Below are 16242 nucleotides of genomic sequence, written 5' to 3' on the forward strand. Positions count from 1 at the left end.
GACAATTGTAAAATGAGTAATTAATAGCTCAGGTAGAATTAACTTTAATAAGTCTAAGGACAGTTCCATTTTTTTTTTACAAAAATCCAACTTCTATTTTAATTCACACACAACTTTTAGGAATGATCCGTGATCCAATTCTAAAAAGTGTAGCTTCCAGCACACTTTTTAGAATTGGATCGTTCCTACGAACCCTCATCGGCTTCCTTTTGTTTTAGAGTTATATAGTGTTTTTTAGTTTCTAGCACACTTTTTAGAATTGGATCGTTCCTACGAACCCTCATCGGCTTCCTTTTATTTTAGAGTTATATAGTGTTTTTTAGCTTCCAGCACACTTTTTAGAATTGGATCGTTCCTACGAACCCTCATCGGCTTCCTTTTGTTTTAGAGTTATGTAGTGTTTTTTAGTTTCTAGCACACTTTTTAGAATTGGATCGTTCCTAAGCAATAACACAGATTCTTTATAAGAGGCTTCAAAATTAACTAGTTGTCGTCCTGAGCGTGTCGAAGTAGATTTGATAACTAAAATGCTTATAAACTTCGATAGGCTCAGTTTTACAAATAAAAATGACTTTTTAAAACAAGACTAACTCTGCGAATCTCTATGAGCTTCCTGTAATATATAGTTGTATTATTGATTTATAATGAAAATAAATGCGATTGTAACATGAGAGTAATAGAGTTCAATACAAGTGCCTCTAAGAATTTAACTGAAAAGATAAAATATAATTAATAGAATGATGCCAATAATCCAGAATACAAAATGATTCAAACAACTTTGTAATAACACCTCAAAGCACCCATTTCCGTTTCCATCATCAATACTAAGATTGAATACATCAAAAAAATCACCAATTGAAAAAGATGAATCATTTTTTGATGTATTCTTTTTCGGATCATTCTTTTTTTTCATCAAACAAAAATATTAATACTAATACTAGCAGTAGTTAGCGTTTTCTATTTCTTCGAATCAAATAGATAATTAATCCAATGAAACTAATAACTATTAGAAATAAAACGATAAGTATAAGAATTTGCCAAGGACCAATAGTTGAAGACATAGAGAAATATTTTAATTAAATATAAACAAACTAAAATCTGTAGTTATTTATACTTTTTAAATATTGTTCTAATAGCAAGTACAAGTAATAATATGCAAATTGCAATAATAAAAAAGGCACTTGGTGTAGAAAAATCTAGAGTAAACCCTGATGTAGTATTCACAGGACCACTGGTAGGTGTTCCTTTTTGTAAATGTAAAAAAATCATCAATTAAATATAAACAAACTAAGATCTAGAATTAATTTTCCTCTTCAAAAACATATGAGACTAAAAGTCATTTTTTTTTCATTAATTAGCAATTCTTAATATTTAGTTAACCATTTATGAAAAACATACTTTGCACTTTAATCTTCTTGGGAAGTTTTACCATGAGTGCACAACAAAAAGCAGTTACAGAATTAGGAGAAGAAGTATTTTTGTATCAGAATGGGACTTGGAAATATGCAAATGTAGAAGATGAAGCTGCTAGAGTAACCCCTGTTAATCCGGATCCTTTTTTTAAAGATGAAGACGCAACTTTTTTACTTAAAAGTAAAGTTACAAACGTTGGTTTCTGGCTAGATCCAACAGAATGGAGCTTCCAAAAAGCAAAAGATAATCCTGAAGCTGAGTATGAACTTCAATTAAAAGGGGAAGATTTATACGGGATGATCATCACAGAAAAACTAGAAATTCCTATTGAAAACCTAAAAGAAATTGCTTTGGAAAATGGGAGGGAAGCCGCACCAGATTTAGAAGTAATCCAAGAAGAATATAGAACTGTAAATGATCAGAAAGTATTATTTTTACAACTTAACGGTACTTTACAAGGCATTAAGTTTACATATTATGGCTATTATTATTCAAGTCCTGAGGGAACTGTACAATTTATAATGTATACCTCACAAGGACTTTTAAAAGCGTATATTGAAGATTGTGAAAAAGCCTTAAATGGATTTGTAAAAATATAGACATACCAGCATAAATAACCAACCAACCAACTAGAGAATTCCCCATCTTAAGACCATTAGATGGGGAATTTATAATAGAAGGGGTTAATCTAAATAAAGTGTAAAATCATTTACATTTATAGACGTATAATTACATCCTACATTAGAATCTCTATAAGGTCTCGCTATTATTATATTACTTAACGATATATTTAATGGAGTAAGTATAGTAGGTGTTGCAGCCATGTATCCAGTGCATATGGTAATTTTAGGTTTTCCAGGATATATTTTCCATCCAGTTCCTCCAGAAGTTTGATCAGTAAGTGGGTGTGCACCTATAACATATGTAGCAAAATCTATACGGTCATCGTCATTCAGTAAGTATGAAATATTAGGCGAAGGTCCATAATTAATTCCATTTGGAATGAATACCTCAACACAATTTGATCTATATAAAATGTAGTGAAATTTTCTGCCCATTCGTAGTAGACTTCTGATGTTTCAGGGGCTGTTGGAGGCGGAGGATTGTCACTTGTTAATGCATTATTAGGTGGTCGTTGTACTCCAATATTAGGTTTACAGTTTCCTACATAGTATTGGAGAGATTTGTATCTAAATGCCGATCTGAAGTTTGGATAATTAGTACTTACACCTATAATAATTTATTTTAAAATGTAATACATCTATTGGATCCACATCTTCCAAGACAATTATAATTATCTGATGCATAAAAACGTGCTCCATGACCTAAACCAGCACATCCTACTTGGCAAGCAATAGGAATAGGATTTATACCTCCTTTGATTTGTTTTTGCTCTTGAGTATTTAATGTGTTTGCGCCTTTTAAATTCATTAATTTTTTCATGATAATAAGTATTAAATTAATTAGCTCTCGAATAATTTAGAGACATTCAGGTTTATGTCTTTATTTATAGGATGTGTATCGTTATTTTTAAAAATGGTTGCTTTCTATTTTGAATAACTATTTTACAAAGTACTGTAAATAAATAAGTTGAATATATGATAATGAGTGAATGAGGTCATTTATTTATCAAACGTAAGAAGTGATTTCGTAAACGTTTATTAAATTATTTATAAAAAAAATTATCCTTAAATAATTTATTATGCACGGTATTCCATAATAAAAAAATCCTACTAGTTTTTACTAGTAGGATGTAATACTTATAATACCAAAGAAAATTTATTTATTCTTGCTCTTTAGATGTTCGTTCTTCAATCAATTTTTTAAGTTGTTTACCATATTTAGAACGCTGTATTTTATTTGGAAAACGATTATATAATGTATCTAGGTACGTAATATTCGCATCTGGAATTTGGCTTAGTATCAGAAAAGGAGCCATTTCTAGGTTTGCATTTGTAGAAGCAAACTGTCCAGTGTACCTATATTTAGATTTTAATAAACGCTGTAATGAGTCATCATATTTCAAAATATCTTCTTGAATTCCAGATATCTGAGCATCATATGACCCTTTAATAAGGTCAAGATTTTTATCATTAAACTTCTGATTCATTTTTTGAAACTCAGTCCATCTCATCTGATTTTCTGCGCCAATCACAGCTGCAAATCCTTCAAAATTCTTTAGAGAAGTTGTAATATTCATTTCACCAGGTTCTGCAAAAAACATGATACGATCATCATATCCAGATGCATCTACTTTATCTAAGTGTAAATACAATACTTCGGTTTCTTTTAGGTCAAGTGAAAATTCAAATTCTGGATCACCATCTACTACGAGAGAATCTATATTGGTTAATATTGTATCCTGAATACGTTGTAAATATAGGGTTCCTTTCTTAAGACCTTTTACGGTTCCAGAAACAGTAAAGTTTTTTGATTCAGAACAAGAAACTACAACACAAGTTAATACTAAAAGGACAAAAAATCTTCTCATTAATATGGTTTCAATTAAAGCACAAAGATGCTATTAATTTTATTGAAATACTAGCCTACAGATGCCATTTCCATTAAAATTGTACACAATATGGCTCCATAGGTTCCAACAACATATCCAAAAACAGCTAGTAATACACCCACACTCGCTAGTGAAGGATGAAACTCTGCTGCTACAACTGGAGCAGAAGCAGCGCCACCTACATTAGCTTGACTTCCTATAGCTAGGAAAAAATATGGAGCTTTAATTAATTTTGCTACAAGGACTAATAAACCTGCATGAATCGTCATCCATATAAGCCCTATAGCAATAAGGCCAGGGTTTTCAAAAATAGATGCTAAATCCATTTTCATTCCAATTGTCGCTACAAGTATGTAAATAAATACACTTCCTATTTTACTCGCACCAGCACCTTCATAAGTCTTAGCTTTGGTATATGATAAAATAATACCAATAGCTGTAACAATTGTAACCATCCAGAAAAATTTACCTGTTAATGAAGCTAAAGCAGAGTCTTTATTTCCAAATGCTTCAAAAGAAGATAGCCAATTAGACATGCCAGTGGCTCCCCAATGTGCAATGGCAACAGCCCCAAAAGCTAATCCTAGCATAATCATAATGTCAGAAAGCGTTGGGTTACGTTTTATGCTTGCCGCATATGTAGATACTTTTTCTTTTAGAGCTTCTATAGCACTATTATCAGCTTTAAACCACCTATCTATTTTTGCAGATTTTCCTATACCTAATAATAAAATAGCCATCCATAGATTTGCAACAAATATATCTATGAGTACCATTCCTCCATATTTAGCTTGATTGTATTCATATATTTCCAGCATAGCTGTTTGATTGGCGCCACCACCTATCCAACTTCCAGCTACAGTGGCGAGCCCTTTCCAAATAGCATTAATACCTTCGCCTTCCAATGTAGAAGGACTAATCCAGCCTACTATTAGTATGGCAATAGGACCACCAATAATAATACCTACTGTTCCCGTAAAGAACATGATTATAGCTTTAGAACCTAAATTACGAACAGCTTTTATATCTATACTTAATGTCATTAAAAGCAGTGCAGCTGGGAGTAAATATCGTGATGCCACATGATACACCTGAGACCCTTCTTCTATAAAATCACATTCATCAGTACAGTATGACCATTCAGGACTTATAATATTAAAAGAATTTAAAATTGCAGGAAGCAAATAGCACATGAGAAGCGCTGGAACATATTTATAGAATTTTTTCCAGAAACCCTCTTTTTTACTAGAGGTGTAAAAAACAAAAGCTAATATGATTAATAATATTCCAAAGACTATGGCGTCGTTTGTAAATAAAGGTCTTGTATCCATAAAAATTTAGTTAATGTTTTATACGCTTTCGCGAAAGCGTACTCAGCACCACAATATAGTTATAAATATAACCAATACGTTACTTTAAGATTAATAGAGCGCACACGTGGAGCAAAAACATTATCTGTAAAATAGTTGTCATTATACACCAGGAAAAGATCCGAAAGTGGTGCAAAACGCCATTGTAATCTTGAATTAATACCAAGATTGTCTTGCAACGAACTGTATTGAATCAATGTATTCCAGAATAATGATTTATTGAAAGTTACTTCCATACGCGGACTAATGAGCCAGATATCATTATCTGAAAATGGATCGGGTAAATCAATACGGTCATAACGAGCATTTAACCCAAAAACCAAATGTGGTTGTAATCGTAAATTTATGCCTCCTCGCAGTGTGAGTAAATCACCATTAAAAAACTCTCCATAGGTAGTATTTAGATTGTACGAAAAAATACTACGCATGTCTGATCTGTATTCTGCTTCTACACTTTCGTAATAATACTCTGTGCCAGCAGCGAGTTCTAATCCATCTGATCTTGAAGGATCAAAACCATCAAAAAGTAATGTGTATCGAGAACGTGCCGTAATACTAAGATTACTGGTGTTTTTAAATTCTGCTTGCCAACGAGGCGCAAACGTATGGTCTGCTTTTTGAAAATCTAATTCTGGGCGAAAAACAAAGAAAGTTCCTAATGAGAAAATATGTCTGTTTATTTTTCCGCTTTTGGGAAAAATAAGACGTTCCACTCTATTAAAAGATCTAAAAATATCTTTACGAGGGATGAATCCTAAATCAGAATTAAAATTTTCACCAACAAAAATATTAGAAGTAAGGACACGCCAGTTATTACGATTGTATTCTAAGCGTGCTCCGCCAGAAAAATCATTGCTAGTGGTATTGGGTGTAAAGGACTTGTGAATAAAGAATTTTCCATTCCAACTATTGTCTTTATTTGCTAAGTTATAATCTAGTCCTATCAGTCTGTTATATTCTTCATCTGGTGTGACAAAACTTTCGTTACTCGTATTTTGTCGGTTTACAAAAATAACGCCTAGGTTAGAGCGACTAAATACTTTGTGTTGTAACGCTACAACCGTATTGTTATTTCCTGCAATCTCTTGCTGGGCATCATTTGCGGTTTGTATATTAAGTAAGCCTATTCTAAAATTATTATTTAATTTTCCGCTTAATCGAGCACCTGCGAGAATATCATTTTGTGTAGTGTTTCCATCTATATCTGTAGCGATACCTATACGTCTAGAGAAGAAAGGGTTTGCTGCGCGAGAATCTCCAAAATCTGCAAATAGATCATTATTTTCAATAAAGAACTGACGTCGTTCAGGTAAATTTACTTCAAAACGACTCAAATTTGTAATGACGTTATCTACTTCTACCTGAGAGAAATCAGGATTTATAGTGACATCTAAGTTAAGGCTGTTTCCTATCGTGAATTTTGCATCACCACCTACTTTGATATCTGTAGTTTCTTCATCTGTTTCAAAATCTTTCCCAACTAACCCATTTACATATGGAATAACTGATATAGGACTACGCGGACTTCCTAATGGTTTTTCAAAAACCATATCGCCCATATAGGCCAGATTAAAAATAAACTGGCTTTGTGGAATTTGAATCCACGTATTTCGTTCGTTTCCTTGGGTATCAAATTGATAAGAGTTAAAACGCCATCGAGTTTCGCCTTCTCGAAACTTTAATGCAGAAAAGGGGATGGCCCATTCGCATATATAATAACCATCGTATTTCTCAGTTTCTCCTACCCATTTTGTATCCCAACTGGTAGTAAAGCCTCGTAGGTCTGTACCTCCACCAGAAACTAAAGCTTCTCGTAAAACACCTTCTGGATTTGATCCAAAAAGAAAGGCATTGGCACCATCATTAAATGTATCAAACATTAAGGTGATATTATCACTTCCCCCAGCTCTAAAATCACGACGTAATGAAGGAACAATGTAATCATTCCCAGGAGCGTATACTTTAATTCCTACATATAGTTTTTGATCGTCATATAAGAATCTAATTTCTGTTTGGCTTTTAGCTTGAATCGTATCTGTAGGGAAGTACTGCCAGAAATTTTTAGCTGGCTCTACTTGACTCCATACCTTTTCATCTAGTTTGCCATCTATTATTATATCTGAATCAATATATTTTACAAAGACCTCCTTTTCCTGAGAGAAGGATAGAAAAGTCACATGCAAGATGGCTAGCAAGAGTATTTTTTTGCACATGATCGCAAATATATATCTAATGAATAGTTAAAATATCGATTTTAAGAACCTTTTAACCAACTTTTACGGAGTCTTAATTCTGGCCCTTCTACAAAATATTGTAATTCCGTAATAGTTGCTTTACTAATTTCTGCTTTAGTTATCGTTCCTTCTAAAGTTATTTCCTCTCCATCTCTTTCTACTATAAAAGAAATAGCTTCTCCTTCCTTCCAAGAATTAGATTGAGACATCAATGCGTATATATTTGAAAGATCATAGGCAGTTCCATTAATTTTCTTCAGAATATCGCCTCCTTGTATACCTATTTCTTTAAAAAATGAATGAAGCTGAATTCCTTTTCTTATGAAAACAGTATTGTCTACTTGCGATGCATCTATATATGGAGTGCTTGTAGCCATATCAATTAAATATCCAGTAGGAGCAAGTGTTGTATTATATTCTAATCCAACTTTATCAAAGAAAGCACTATAGTTAATAGGAATAGTTCCTATAACATGTTTTTCAAAAAAATCTCCAATGGCTGGATACGTCATTTCTGTTATTTGAGGAATGATTGCAGCATCTTCAAATGGACGATTTGGTCCATAACGTTCTGTAAGTTCTTTCATTAAGCTTAATAAACCTCTTTTACCATTACTATTCTCACGCATTAAGATATCTAAACACATGCCGATCAGTGCTCCTTTTTCATAAACATTTCCGTAATCTGATGCATAAGGCTCTTCTAAAATATTTTGGCTCATTTTAGTAAACGATAAAGAGTCATTATAACTTTTTGAATTAGTAATTTTAGAAACAATCGTATTGTAAAACTCAGCATTATTTACTAAACCTTCGTGTACCTGAAAGTGCTGTGCAAAGTATTCGGTAATACCTTCATACATCCATAAATGCTGACTCATTTCTGGGTCATTGTATTTAAACTTATGAATTTCTGTAGAGTGTAGGTTTAATGGAGTTACAATATGAAAAAACTCATGAGCGACTACATCTATAATAGCAGCATCCATAGCATCTTGAGGTAACATTTCTGGTAAAACAACCACCGTTGATTTATGGTGTTCTAAGGCCCCAAAACCTTGTGCATCTTCTGGTCCAACAGTACTTAGGTATAATAATATGCTATAACGATCTGTTGTATTCATAGCTCCTAAGTATGTTTTTTGTGCCTTCATCATTTTCTCAATATTTGGTTTGAGATTGGATGCTTTTACAACATTATTAGGACTGTATACACTTACTTCTATGGTGATACCTTCTATGTCAAAAACTTCTTTGTTAGGAGCATTGTACATAATAGGATTATCTATAACTTCAAAGTAACGTTTTGCTAGATAACTATCTATCTGTTGTGTGTTTTCAAAAGTTGCTTTAGTATATTCTGTATTACTTTGTGTCGCTAATGATGTTGTTGGCTCTAAAGTTGTCGGTCTATTAATATCTATATAATAAGTATACTCTTCTTGATTTTTAATATAGCCTACTATTCCATGAAGATTAAGCATAAACTGCTCATCTTTTTTAAAATTGGTTCCGGAAGGAGAGAATATATCATGTTCTGATTCTATATCGTAAGTGTCGTTTACTTGATATTGAATGTATCCTAGTTTTAAAGCTCCTTGAATTCCCCATGTGTTTGGAGAGGTTCTCTCTACATTAAGTTTAGCACCTGTCTTAGAATATACTTCTAAGTTGTCTATATAGGTTCCATAATCATCATCAGCGTATGTTCCTGGGACTGTTTCAGGAATATAAAATGTAATGTTGTCAGTAGTTATTGTGCCTGGTTGAATACGTACCGTTACTTTATCGTCTATAACATTTACTAAATCTATAGCGACTTGTACTGTTGTATTTTTTGAAATATTTAGGTTTTGTGTTGAACCACAGGAAAATAAGAACGCCCCGAAGAAGGCGTAAAAAAATATCTTTTTCATATAGGAATTTTCTAAAGATGTAAAAGTAAGAAAACAGATACTTATTTTTCTATATTATAACAAAGTGTTAAGTTACTTTGTTACAAAATCTGTAATCACACGTATAAGTTCTTCTGAAATAGGACGCTTAGGTTCGTTATATGATTTTGTGTTTTCTAAGCTGTCAGTACCTTCTATAATGCGTAGTACATGATTCATGTTTTTTATCAAAATAAGGGAAGCATCTGGTTTAGCTTCCTTTAATGTTTTAGCTTCTTTTGTATCGACTTGAATATCATTAGTTCCTCCTATAACTAAAACAGGAATTTCTAACTTTTTAAGCTCTGCTTTCGGATCATATTGCATCCAACTAGCCATAAATGGTTGTGTTTCTGGTCTAAAGATAGAAGACAATGCAGGGCTGTATTTTTTTACTTTACCGTTTTCTTTTAATTGCATAAAAGCTTCTTTAGCCTTGTCTTTAAGGTCTGGCATTTGTAATGCTATTTGACTTAAAATAGTCTGATCTATGGCTTGTCCAGGACCAGCAAGCGAAATAAAACCAGTAATATTTAATTTTTGAGCAGCAATCATTCCTACTAATGAACCTTGGCTATGACCTATAATATATATGTTTTTATACTTATTTCTACTAGAAAAATAGGTGACTGTAGCTGTAGCGTCATCAACAAAATCATCAAAGCGTAATTTCTCTTCTTGTAACGCTCCTTTCTTTAATAATGTAAGTACACGTTTATCATATCTAAAGGTAGCTATTCCAGCTGCTGTTAACTTTTCTGCAAGAATACGTAACGAATTATTACGTGTTAATTGTTGATTTCCATTTCTATCTGTAGGTCCAGATCCAGGAATGATAATAATTAAATTTTCAGCCCCTTCTTTAGGCTGTAGTAAAGTACCATATACATATGGATTTACTTTTACATCTTTTTCTATAGAAGCATTTTGACTATATATAGCGTTTGAGGTTAAAAAGGCTAGTATAAATAAATGTACGTATTTCATATAACAAATGTTGAGACCTAATTTGTAGGTAAAGGTAATGATTATGTGTGGTTACTAATGAAACGATTCTTACTACTATTATAACAGTATGTCTTCAATTTCATTGTATTTTTGAAAAAAAATAAATAATGAAATATATTTTCATCATACTATTTTTCTCAAGTACTACGATACAAGCGATAGGTTTTGAATGGGGAAAAACGGGACATCGTACTACAGGTGCTATCGCAGAACAATACCTTTCACGAAAAGCAAAAAGAGAAATAGATAAACTATTAGATGGGCAATCTTTAGCATTGGTTTCTACGTTTGCAGATGAGATTAAAAGTGATCAAAAGTATAGATCATTTGGATCTTGGCACTATGTAAATATTCCTTTTGATAAAACATACGATACACATGCCAAAAGTGATAGAGGTGATGTGATACAAGGGGTGACAAAATGTGTCGAAATTATTAAAAATGAAAATAGCACAAAAGAAGAGAAAGCTTTCTATCTTAAAATGTTAGTGCATTTTATAGGAGATTTACACCAACCTTTACATACAGGAATTGGGGAAGATAAAGGAGGAAATGATTTTCAGGTACAGTGGTTTAGAGATGGTACTAACTTACACAGAGTCTGGGATACACAAATGATAGAACATTATAATATGTCGTATTCTGAACTAGCGACTACTATGCCACGTTTATCAAAAAAACAAGTATCGCTTTTGCAAGAAGGCACCGTACTAGATTGGGTAGAAGATAGCAGAATGCTTGTTAAAGATATATATAAGAATACTAAAGTAGGAGAGAAGTTAGGATATAAATATATGTATCAATACTTTGACCCTTTACGATCTCAACTACAAAAAGGCGGGATACGTCTTGCGGGCTTACTAAATGAATTGTTTGGCTAGTCGTTAATCGTTGAGTAGGTTATTACTTTCCTGCAGTACCTTATTTTTATATTGCTTAGGAGTCATATCATTATATTTTTTAAAAATGCGAGTAAGGTGGCTTTCATCAGTAAAACCTAGTTGATATGCAATTTCAGAAACTGTAAAATCAGTGTTTTTTAACCGATACTTTATAAGGTGTAGTTTATACATTAATATATAATGATGAATAGATTCTCCTGTTTTCTTTTTAAAATATAAACTTATAGCGCTATTTGTCATATTAAAATGAGAAGCAAGCGAACTTACCTTCATAAGATCTGTTTCATATACATGCTGTCTTATATAGGATAGTATTTGATCTATAGTAGTAGGTACATCTTTATTCGGAATTTCTTTGACAGGCTGGAAATCTCTTGTAATATTTCTGGCGATTACACTTAAAGTAGTACTGACCATATTAGAAATATTATGTTTATAAAATTCTTTTTCACCTATATACTCTTGATTGATAACATCATGAATATGCCATATAAGCTTTCGATCATATTTTTCTTTTATAATATCTCCAGGTAAAAGGTTCGGGTGATGTATGATTCTTTCTATACGATGTAACCAATAGGATCTATCTGGTAAATTCATTTTACTAGAGAAAAGTAATTCTGTAAACTGAAAGTAACAAAAAGTAGTTTCTTCTTCTATTTCAAAATGATGTTTGTCTTCTGGGGCAACTAAAAATATGTCGCCCTTCTCATATGTCACTATGAATTCATTTATAAAGTGTCTCCCTTTACCTTCTTCTATAAAAATAATTTCAAAATAATTTCTAGGCCCAGGATCTTTGTGAAGTCCAGTTTGTGTAAACTGCTTTATCAGAAATGTGTCATGTAAGCTGAAACTCTTCACAATGATATTTTAATTTTTTACAACTAATTAGAATCTTTTAATACTCACGAAAACGTTATAGTTCTCTTAATAATCAGTAAGTTACGAATTTTGTACAATTTTTAGTGAAAAAAATACAAGAATTACTATGCATGCTTAGTATAATTTTGTCCTCGGTTAATAAAGTGATTTTCATGAGATTAGAGGTGCTGTCACATATTGTTATAAAATTCTTAATAGGATTATTTATGTTAGCGCAATCATTATATCACATTGTAATATATGGTATGTACGTTTCAAATTTAGGAATGTATTTAAGAAGTACTAAGATATTAAACAATGAACTTTTCCAACTGATAGCACCTCTTTTTCCTTTTATAGAATTTGCTTTAGGACTAATGCTTATACTGGAAGTTTATTATAAAGAAACAATGATGATTACTACAATTATATTTTGTAGCGTAACAATTACATACTTCTTTACAGACTATCAAATAAGTAATTCATTATTAATGCTATTAGTTTCGCTACTTTCTATATGGCTTTTTGTAAATAGATCGTATGTGTATAAACATAAGAAATTGAGCTACTTGTAACAACCCCCCAACGTATATGTTTTGATTAGAATATATACACAACGATCTGGGACGAATGTTGACTTTTTTAAATAGAATGCCCCCTAATGTTCTATTTAATAAGCTTCGTTCTAGATCTTTATATAAAACGAATGGCTTTCACCCCTTGATTGTTCGGAACGTAAGATTTATTCTTGGTTCTACAAATTTTGAAGTCTTTGGAATTTGATGTTGCCAGTTATGCTGTGTCTCATCTTTCATAAGTAATAGACTTCCATGTTCTAAAGACATGGAATGTACAGAAGACTTAGCCTTTTTATCCCTTAATTTAAATACTCTACTAGCGCCCAAACTTACCGAGGCGATAGTAGGGTTTTTACCTAGCTCTTTTTCATCATCAGCATGCCAACCATTACTATCTTTGCCGTCTCTATAGAGATTTAATAAGCAGGTTGTAAACGTTGTGTTTGTAATAATTTCTACCTTTTTTTTTATTTCGCTTAAAGCGAAAGTAAACGAATGAGGATGCATTGTTATATTAGAGTAGGAGTAAGGGATGTTATTCGTTGCATATAAAGCTGTAAGACGTGGTTGTGGGTGTACTTTCCCAAATACCTTTATATCATCTTGTTGCCAAGGTGTTTCCTTATATAATGTTGTAAAGTAAAGAGTCGCTTCTTCTGAAGTCAGGAAATCTGGATAATACATCACGTTTGCCCCAGATAATTTTAATTGATACGGTTCTGATGGAAATAACGACATTGTAAAATATTAAAGATAAAAATAAGCCCAATACATCAATCCAAATTGTAGAAAAAATCGAAACCATAATACAGGTTTAGGAAACTTTTTATGAAATTTCTCATCTACAATCATATACCAATGTACTATTAAGAATACAATAAGCATTACTATAATTCCCCAAATTGCATAGGTTCTGGTTGCTTCAAAACATAGGGCAACACCAAGTCCAATTTCTACAAGACCACTTAGATACACCATGGTTAGTCCTGCTGGAATGTATCGAGGCATCACACTTAAAAATGCTTTAGGTTTTATAAAATGCATACATCCTATTAAGATGTACATACCAGCCATTACATATAGATGCCAAGGGGTCATAAAAAGGAGTTTTATATTATTTTTTAAAGTTAAATCTAAATTCTTAAACGATAAAGTATATCAATGTATTTAGTTTCTTTGTTAGAGTCTTTGAAAATCAGAAAACAATACGTACTTTTGCACTCCTTTTTGACAACCTTTAGAAAGCCGTCATGAAAGGAAATAACTAAAACAATAAAAACCACTTTTACGGTTTTGAGGTTGAAAGAGCTTTCGCGAAAGCGTAAAATACAAACCCCATTGGTAATAGAAGCTTATTTCTAATACTAATGTAATTTTTAGCAAATGGCTGAAGAAACAAAAAATCCTGAAGTTCAGGAAGAAGCTGTAACAGCAGCACCAAAAGTTGAGCTATCTCCTGCTCAAGCAAATCCAGAACAATTTCTTAAAGACTTTAACTGGGAAAAATACGAAGAAGGTATTGACGTAGTAGATGATGAGCAACTAGAAGAATTTGAAGCTTTAGTAGCAAAGAATTTTGTTGACACTCTTAATGATGAAGTAGTAGAAGGAACTGTAATTAATATTACAGATCGTGACGCTATCATTGATATCAATGCAAAATCTGAAGGTGTAATCTCTCTTAATGAGTTCCGTTACAATCCAGATCTTAAAGAAGGAGATAAGGTAGAAGTACTTATTGATGTACGTGAAGATGCAACAGGTCAATTAGTATTATCTCACCGTAAAGCTCGTGTAATCAAAGCATGGGATCGTGTAAATGCAGCACATGATGAAGGTACGATTGTAAACGGATTTGTAAAAGCACGTACTAAAGGAGGAATGATCGTTGACGTTTTCGGTATCGAAGCATTCTTACCAGGATCACAAATAGACGTGAAGCCTATCCGTGATTACGATCAGTATGTAAATAAAACAATGGAATTCAAGGTTGTAAAAATCAATCACGAATTTAAAAATGTTGTTGTATCTCACAAAGCGCTTATCGAAGCAGATATCGAAGAGCAGAAAAAAGAGATCATTGGGCAGCTTGAAAAAGGTCAAGTACTTGAAGGAGTTGTTAAAAACGTTACTTCTTACGGGGTATTCGTTGATCTTGGAGGTGTTGATGGACTTATCCATATTACAGATCTTTCTTGGTCTCGTATCAACCATCCAAATGAAATCGTTGAGCTTGATCAGAAATTAAATGTTGTAATCCTTGATTTTGATGAGGATAAAACACGTATCCAATTAGGTCTTAAGCAACTTTCTAAGCACCCATGGGATGCATTAAGTGAAACGCTTAAAATTGGAGATAAAGTAAAAGGTAAAGTTGTTGTAATCGCAGATTACGGTGCATTTATCGAAGTAGAAGAAGGAGTAGAAGGATTAATCCACGTTTCTGAAATGTCTTGGAGTACACACTTACGTAGTGCACAAGATTTTGTAAAAGTAGGTGATGAGGTAGAGGCTGTTGTTCTTACTTTAGACCGTGAAGATCGTAAGATGAGTCTTGGTATCAAGCAACTTGCTCCAGATCCATGGACAGATATTACTTCAAAATATCCAGTTGGTTCACGTCACGAAGGTGTAGTACGTAACTTCACTAACTTTGGAGTATTCTTAGAATTAGAAGAAGGTATTGATGGACTTATCTATATTTCTGATCTTTCTTGGACTAAGAAAGTAAAGCATCCATCTGAATTCTGTGCTGTAGGAGATAAACTAGAAGTAGTTGTTCTTGAGCTAGATGTAGATGGACGTAAATTAAGTCTTGGTCATAAGCAAATAGAAGAAAATCCTTGGGATAAGTATGAAGCTGACTTTGGAGTAGGTACGAAGCATACTGCTAGTATCGCAGAGATCGTAGATAAAGGTGCAACAGTTGCTTTTAACGAAGATATTACTGCTTTTATTCCTACACGTCACTTAGAAAAAGAAGATGGTTCTAAACTAGGTAAAGGTGAAGAAGCTCAATTCCAAGTAATAGAGTTTAATAAAGACTTTAAACGTGTTGTAGCATCTCACATGGTGATCCATAAAGAAGATGAGGCAAGAATTGTTAAGCAACAAGCTAAGAAAGCTAAAGCTCAAGCAGATGAAGCGAAACCTACTTTAGGTGATGCTAATGACGCGCTGGCAGCTCTTAAAGCAAAAATGGAAGGTAAATAATCTGATTCTTTAGTAGAATACAGTTTTACTTATAATTTAAAACCCGTTGTACTTTTGTATAACGGGTTTTTTTATAGACAATGATTTTATTCGTAATCAATATTCATAATGTCTTCATATCTCATATGTGATAAAATACTTTTTGAGCATACCTGATTAAATTCAATTCCTGTTTTTTAAACTCCATTCTCATTTTTATAGATGGTAGAAAAAT

Annotated in this window: 16 protein-coding genes; 5 read left to right on the plus strand and 11 right to left on the minus strand. The window is 32.6% G+C overall.

Annotated features, from left to right (window positions below; translation table 11 throughout):
• Positions 1 to 706: 706 nt before the first annotated feature.
• Positions 707 to 913, minus strand: coding sequence for a hypothetical protein (locus Q1A01_RS12825; protein ID WP_299681344.1), 207 nt, complete (start codon positions 911 to 913; stop codon positions 707 to 709).
• A gap of 240 nt (positions 914 to 1153) precedes the next feature.
• Here Q1A01_RS12825 and Q1A01_RS12830 point away from each other — a divergent pair, with 240 nt between their 5' ends.
• Together Q1A01_RS12830 and Q1A01_RS12835 are read left to right on the plus strand one after the other, a co-directional pair.
• The gene (locus Q1A01_RS12830; RefSeq protein ID WP_299681347.1) at positions 1154 to 1276 is read left to right on the plus strand and encodes a hypothetical protein; all 123 of its coding nucleotides are present in this window, start codon (positions 1154 to 1156) and stop codon (positions 1274 to 1276) included.
• Positions 1277 to 1385: 109 nt separating this feature from the next.
• Positions 1386 to 2012: a hypothetical protein gene (locus Q1A01_RS12835; RefSeq protein WP_299681350.1), complete on the plus strand. Its 627-nt coding sequence runs from the start codon at positions 1386 to 1388 to the stop codon at positions 2010 to 2012.
• 84 nt (positions 2013 to 2096) lie between these two features.
• On the opposite strand, the gene Q1A01_RS12840 is transcribed toward Q1A01_RS12835, so the two are convergent.
• The 7 genes from Q1A01_RS12840 to Q1A01_RS12870 all read right to left on the minus strand — a co-directional run bounded on the left by Q1A01_RS12840 (position 2097) and on the right by Q1A01_RS12870 (position 10450).
• Positions 2097 to 2471, minus strand: coding sequence for a hypothetical protein (locus Q1A01_RS12840; protein ID WP_299681353.1), 375 nt, complete (start codon positions 2469 to 2471; stop codon positions 2097 to 2099).
• A 187-nt stretch (positions 2472 to 2658) separates the two neighbouring features.
• On the minus strand, positions 2659 to 2856 hold the full coding sequence (locus Q1A01_RS12845) for a hypothetical protein (protein WP_299681356.1): 198 nt from the start codon (positions 2854 to 2856) through the stop codon (positions 2659 to 2661).
• A 340-nt stretch (positions 2857 to 3196) separates the two neighbouring features.
• Entirely contained in the window at positions 3197 to 3904 is a 708-nt protein-coding gene (locus Q1A01_RS12850; RefSeq protein WP_299681359.1) for a DUF4369 domain-containing protein, read from the minus strand.
• Between the two features lie 50 nt (positions 3905 to 3954).
• Complete coding sequence (locus tag Q1A01_RS12855; protein WP_299681361.1) at positions 3955 to 5256, minus strand: DUF819 family protein; 1302 nt, start codon at positions 5254 to 5256, stop codon at positions 3955 to 3957.
• Between the two features lie 59 nt (positions 5257 to 5315).
• Positions 5316 to 7508, minus strand: coding sequence for a DUF5916 domain-containing protein (locus Q1A01_RS12860; protein ID WP_299681364.1), 2193 nt, complete (start codon positions 7506 to 7508; stop codon positions 5316 to 5318).
• Positions 7509 to 7549: 41 nt separating this feature from the next.
• The gene (locus Q1A01_RS12865; protein ID WP_299681367.1) at positions 7550 to 9445 is read right to left on the minus strand and encodes a peptidase M61; all 1896 of its coding nucleotides are present in this window, start codon (positions 9443 to 9445) and stop codon (positions 7550 to 7552) included.
• 72 nt (positions 9446 to 9517) lie between these two features.
• A complete protein-coding gene (locus tag Q1A01_RS12870; protein ID WP_299681370.1) occupies positions 9518 to 10450 on the minus strand; it encodes an alpha/beta hydrolase in 933 nt (310 codons plus the stop codon).
• A 128-nt stretch (positions 10451 to 10578) separates the two neighbouring features.
• Here Q1A01_RS12870 and Q1A01_RS12875 point away from each other — a divergent pair, with 128 nt between their 5' ends.
• On the plus strand, positions 10579 to 11352 hold the full coding sequence (locus tag Q1A01_RS12875) for a S1/P1 nuclease (protein WP_299681373.1): 774 nt from the start codon (positions 10579 to 10581) through the stop codon (positions 11350 to 11352).
• Positions 11353 to 11355: 3 nt separating this feature from the next.
• On the opposite strand, the gene Q1A01_RS12880 is transcribed toward Q1A01_RS12875, so the two are convergent.
• Positions 11356 to 12237 carry an AraC family transcriptional regulator gene (locus tag Q1A01_RS12880; protein WP_299681376.1) on the minus strand — a complete coding sequence of 294 codons (882 nt, stop codon included), beginning with the start codon at positions 12235 to 12237 and terminating at the stop codon, positions 11356 to 11358.
• Positions 12238 to 12410: 173 nt separating this feature from the next.
• Between Q1A01_RS12880 and Q1A01_RS12885 the strand changes: the two genes are divergently transcribed.
• Complete coding sequence (locus tag Q1A01_RS12885; RefSeq protein WP_299681379.1) at positions 12411 to 12812, plus strand: hypothetical protein; 402 nt, start codon at positions 12411 to 12413, stop codon at positions 12810 to 12812.
• A 138-nt stretch (positions 12813 to 12950) separates the two neighbouring features.
• Here Q1A01_RS12885 and Q1A01_RS12890 read toward each other — a convergent pair whose 3' ends face one another.
• Both Q1A01_RS12890 and Q1A01_RS12895 read right to left on the minus strand, forming a co-directional pair.
• A complete protein-coding gene (locus Q1A01_RS12890) occupies positions 12951 to 13553 on the minus strand; it encodes an alpha-ketoglutarate-dependent dioxygenase AlkB (protein ID WP_299681382.1) in 603 nt (200 codons plus the stop codon).
• A gap of 9 nt (positions 13554 to 13562) precedes the next feature.
• Positions 13563 to 13913 (minus strand): MauE/DoxX family redox-associated membrane protein, encoded by a 351-nt coding sequence (locus Q1A01_RS12895; RefSeq protein WP_299681385.1) that lies wholly within the window; start codon positions 13911 to 13913, stop codon positions 13563 to 13565.
• A gap of 285 nt (positions 13914 to 14198) precedes the next feature.
• Here Q1A01_RS12895 and rpsA point away from each other — a divergent pair, with 285 nt between their 5' ends.
• Positions 14199 to 16028: a 30S ribosomal protein S1 gene (gene rpsA, locus Q1A01_RS12900; protein WP_299681388.1), complete on the plus strand. Its 1830-nt coding sequence runs from the start codon at positions 14199 to 14201 to the stop codon at positions 16026 to 16028.
• Positions 16029 to 16242: the final 214 nt, after the last annotated feature.

Source organism: uncultured Dokdonia sp., assembly GCF_947492815.1.
Classification (GTDB): Bacteria; Bacteroidota; Bacteroidia; order Flavobacteriales; family Flavobacteriaceae; genus Dokdonia.

Excerpts from the sequence above, each read along its gene's own strand:
- Q1A01_RS12825 (WP_299681344.1), bottom strand. The coding sequence starts at position 913 with ATGAAAAAAAAGAATGATCCGAAAAAGAATACATCAAAAAATGATTCA.
- Q1A01_RS12830 (WP_299681347.1), top strand. The coding sequence starts at position 1,154 with ATGCAAATTGCAATAATAAAAAAGGCACTTGGTGTAGAAAAATCTAGA.
- Q1A01_RS12835 (WP_299681350.1), top strand. The coding sequence starts at position 1,386 with ATGAAAAACATACTTTGCACTTTAATCTTCTTGGGAAGTTTTACCATG.
- Q1A01_RS12840 (WP_299681353.1), bottom strand. The coding sequence starts at position 2,471 with ATGGGCAGAAAATTTCACTACATTTTATATAGATCAAATTGTGTTGAG.
- Q1A01_RS12845 (WP_299681356.1), bottom strand. The coding sequence starts at position 2,856 with ATGAAAAAATTAATGAATTTAAAAGGCGCAAACACATTAAATACTCAA.
- Q1A01_RS12850 (WP_299681359.1), bottom strand. The coding sequence starts at position 3,904 with ATGAGAAGATTTTTTGTCCTTTTAGTATTAACTTGTGTTGTAGTTTCT.
- Q1A01_RS12855 (WP_299681361.1), bottom strand. The coding sequence starts at position 5,256 with ATGGATACAAGACCTTTATTTACAAACGACGCCATAGTCTTTGGAATA.
- Q1A01_RS12860 (WP_299681364.1), bottom strand. The coding sequence starts at position 7,508 with ATGTGCAAAAAAATACTCTTGCTAGCCATCTTGCATGTGACTTTTCTA.
- Q1A01_RS12865 (WP_299681367.1), bottom strand. The coding sequence starts at position 9,445 with ATGAAAAAGATATTTTTTTACGCCTTCTTCGGGGCGTTCTTATTTTCC.
- Q1A01_RS12870 (WP_299681370.1), bottom strand. The coding sequence starts at position 10,450 with ATGAAATACGTACATTTATTTATACTAGCCTTTTTAACCTCAAACGCT.
- Q1A01_RS12875 (WP_299681373.1), top strand. The coding sequence starts at position 10,579 with ATGAAATATATTTTCATCATACTATTTTTCTCAAGTACTACGATACAA.
- Q1A01_RS12885 (WP_299681379.1), top strand. The coding sequence starts at position 12,411 with ATGAGATTAGAGGTGCTGTCACATATTGTTATAAAATTCTTAATAGGA.
- Q1A01_RS12890 (WP_299681382.1), bottom strand. The coding sequence starts at position 13,553 with ATGTCGTTATTTCCATCAGAACCGTATCAATTAAAATTATCTGGGGCA.
- Q1A01_RS12895 (WP_299681385.1), bottom strand. The coding sequence starts at position 13,913 with ATGACCCCTTGGCATCTATATGTAATGGCTGGTATGTACATCTTAATA.
- rpsA (WP_299681388.1), top strand. The coding sequence starts at position 14,199 with ATGGCTGAAGAAACAAAAAATCCTGAAGTTCAGGAAGAAGCTGTAACA.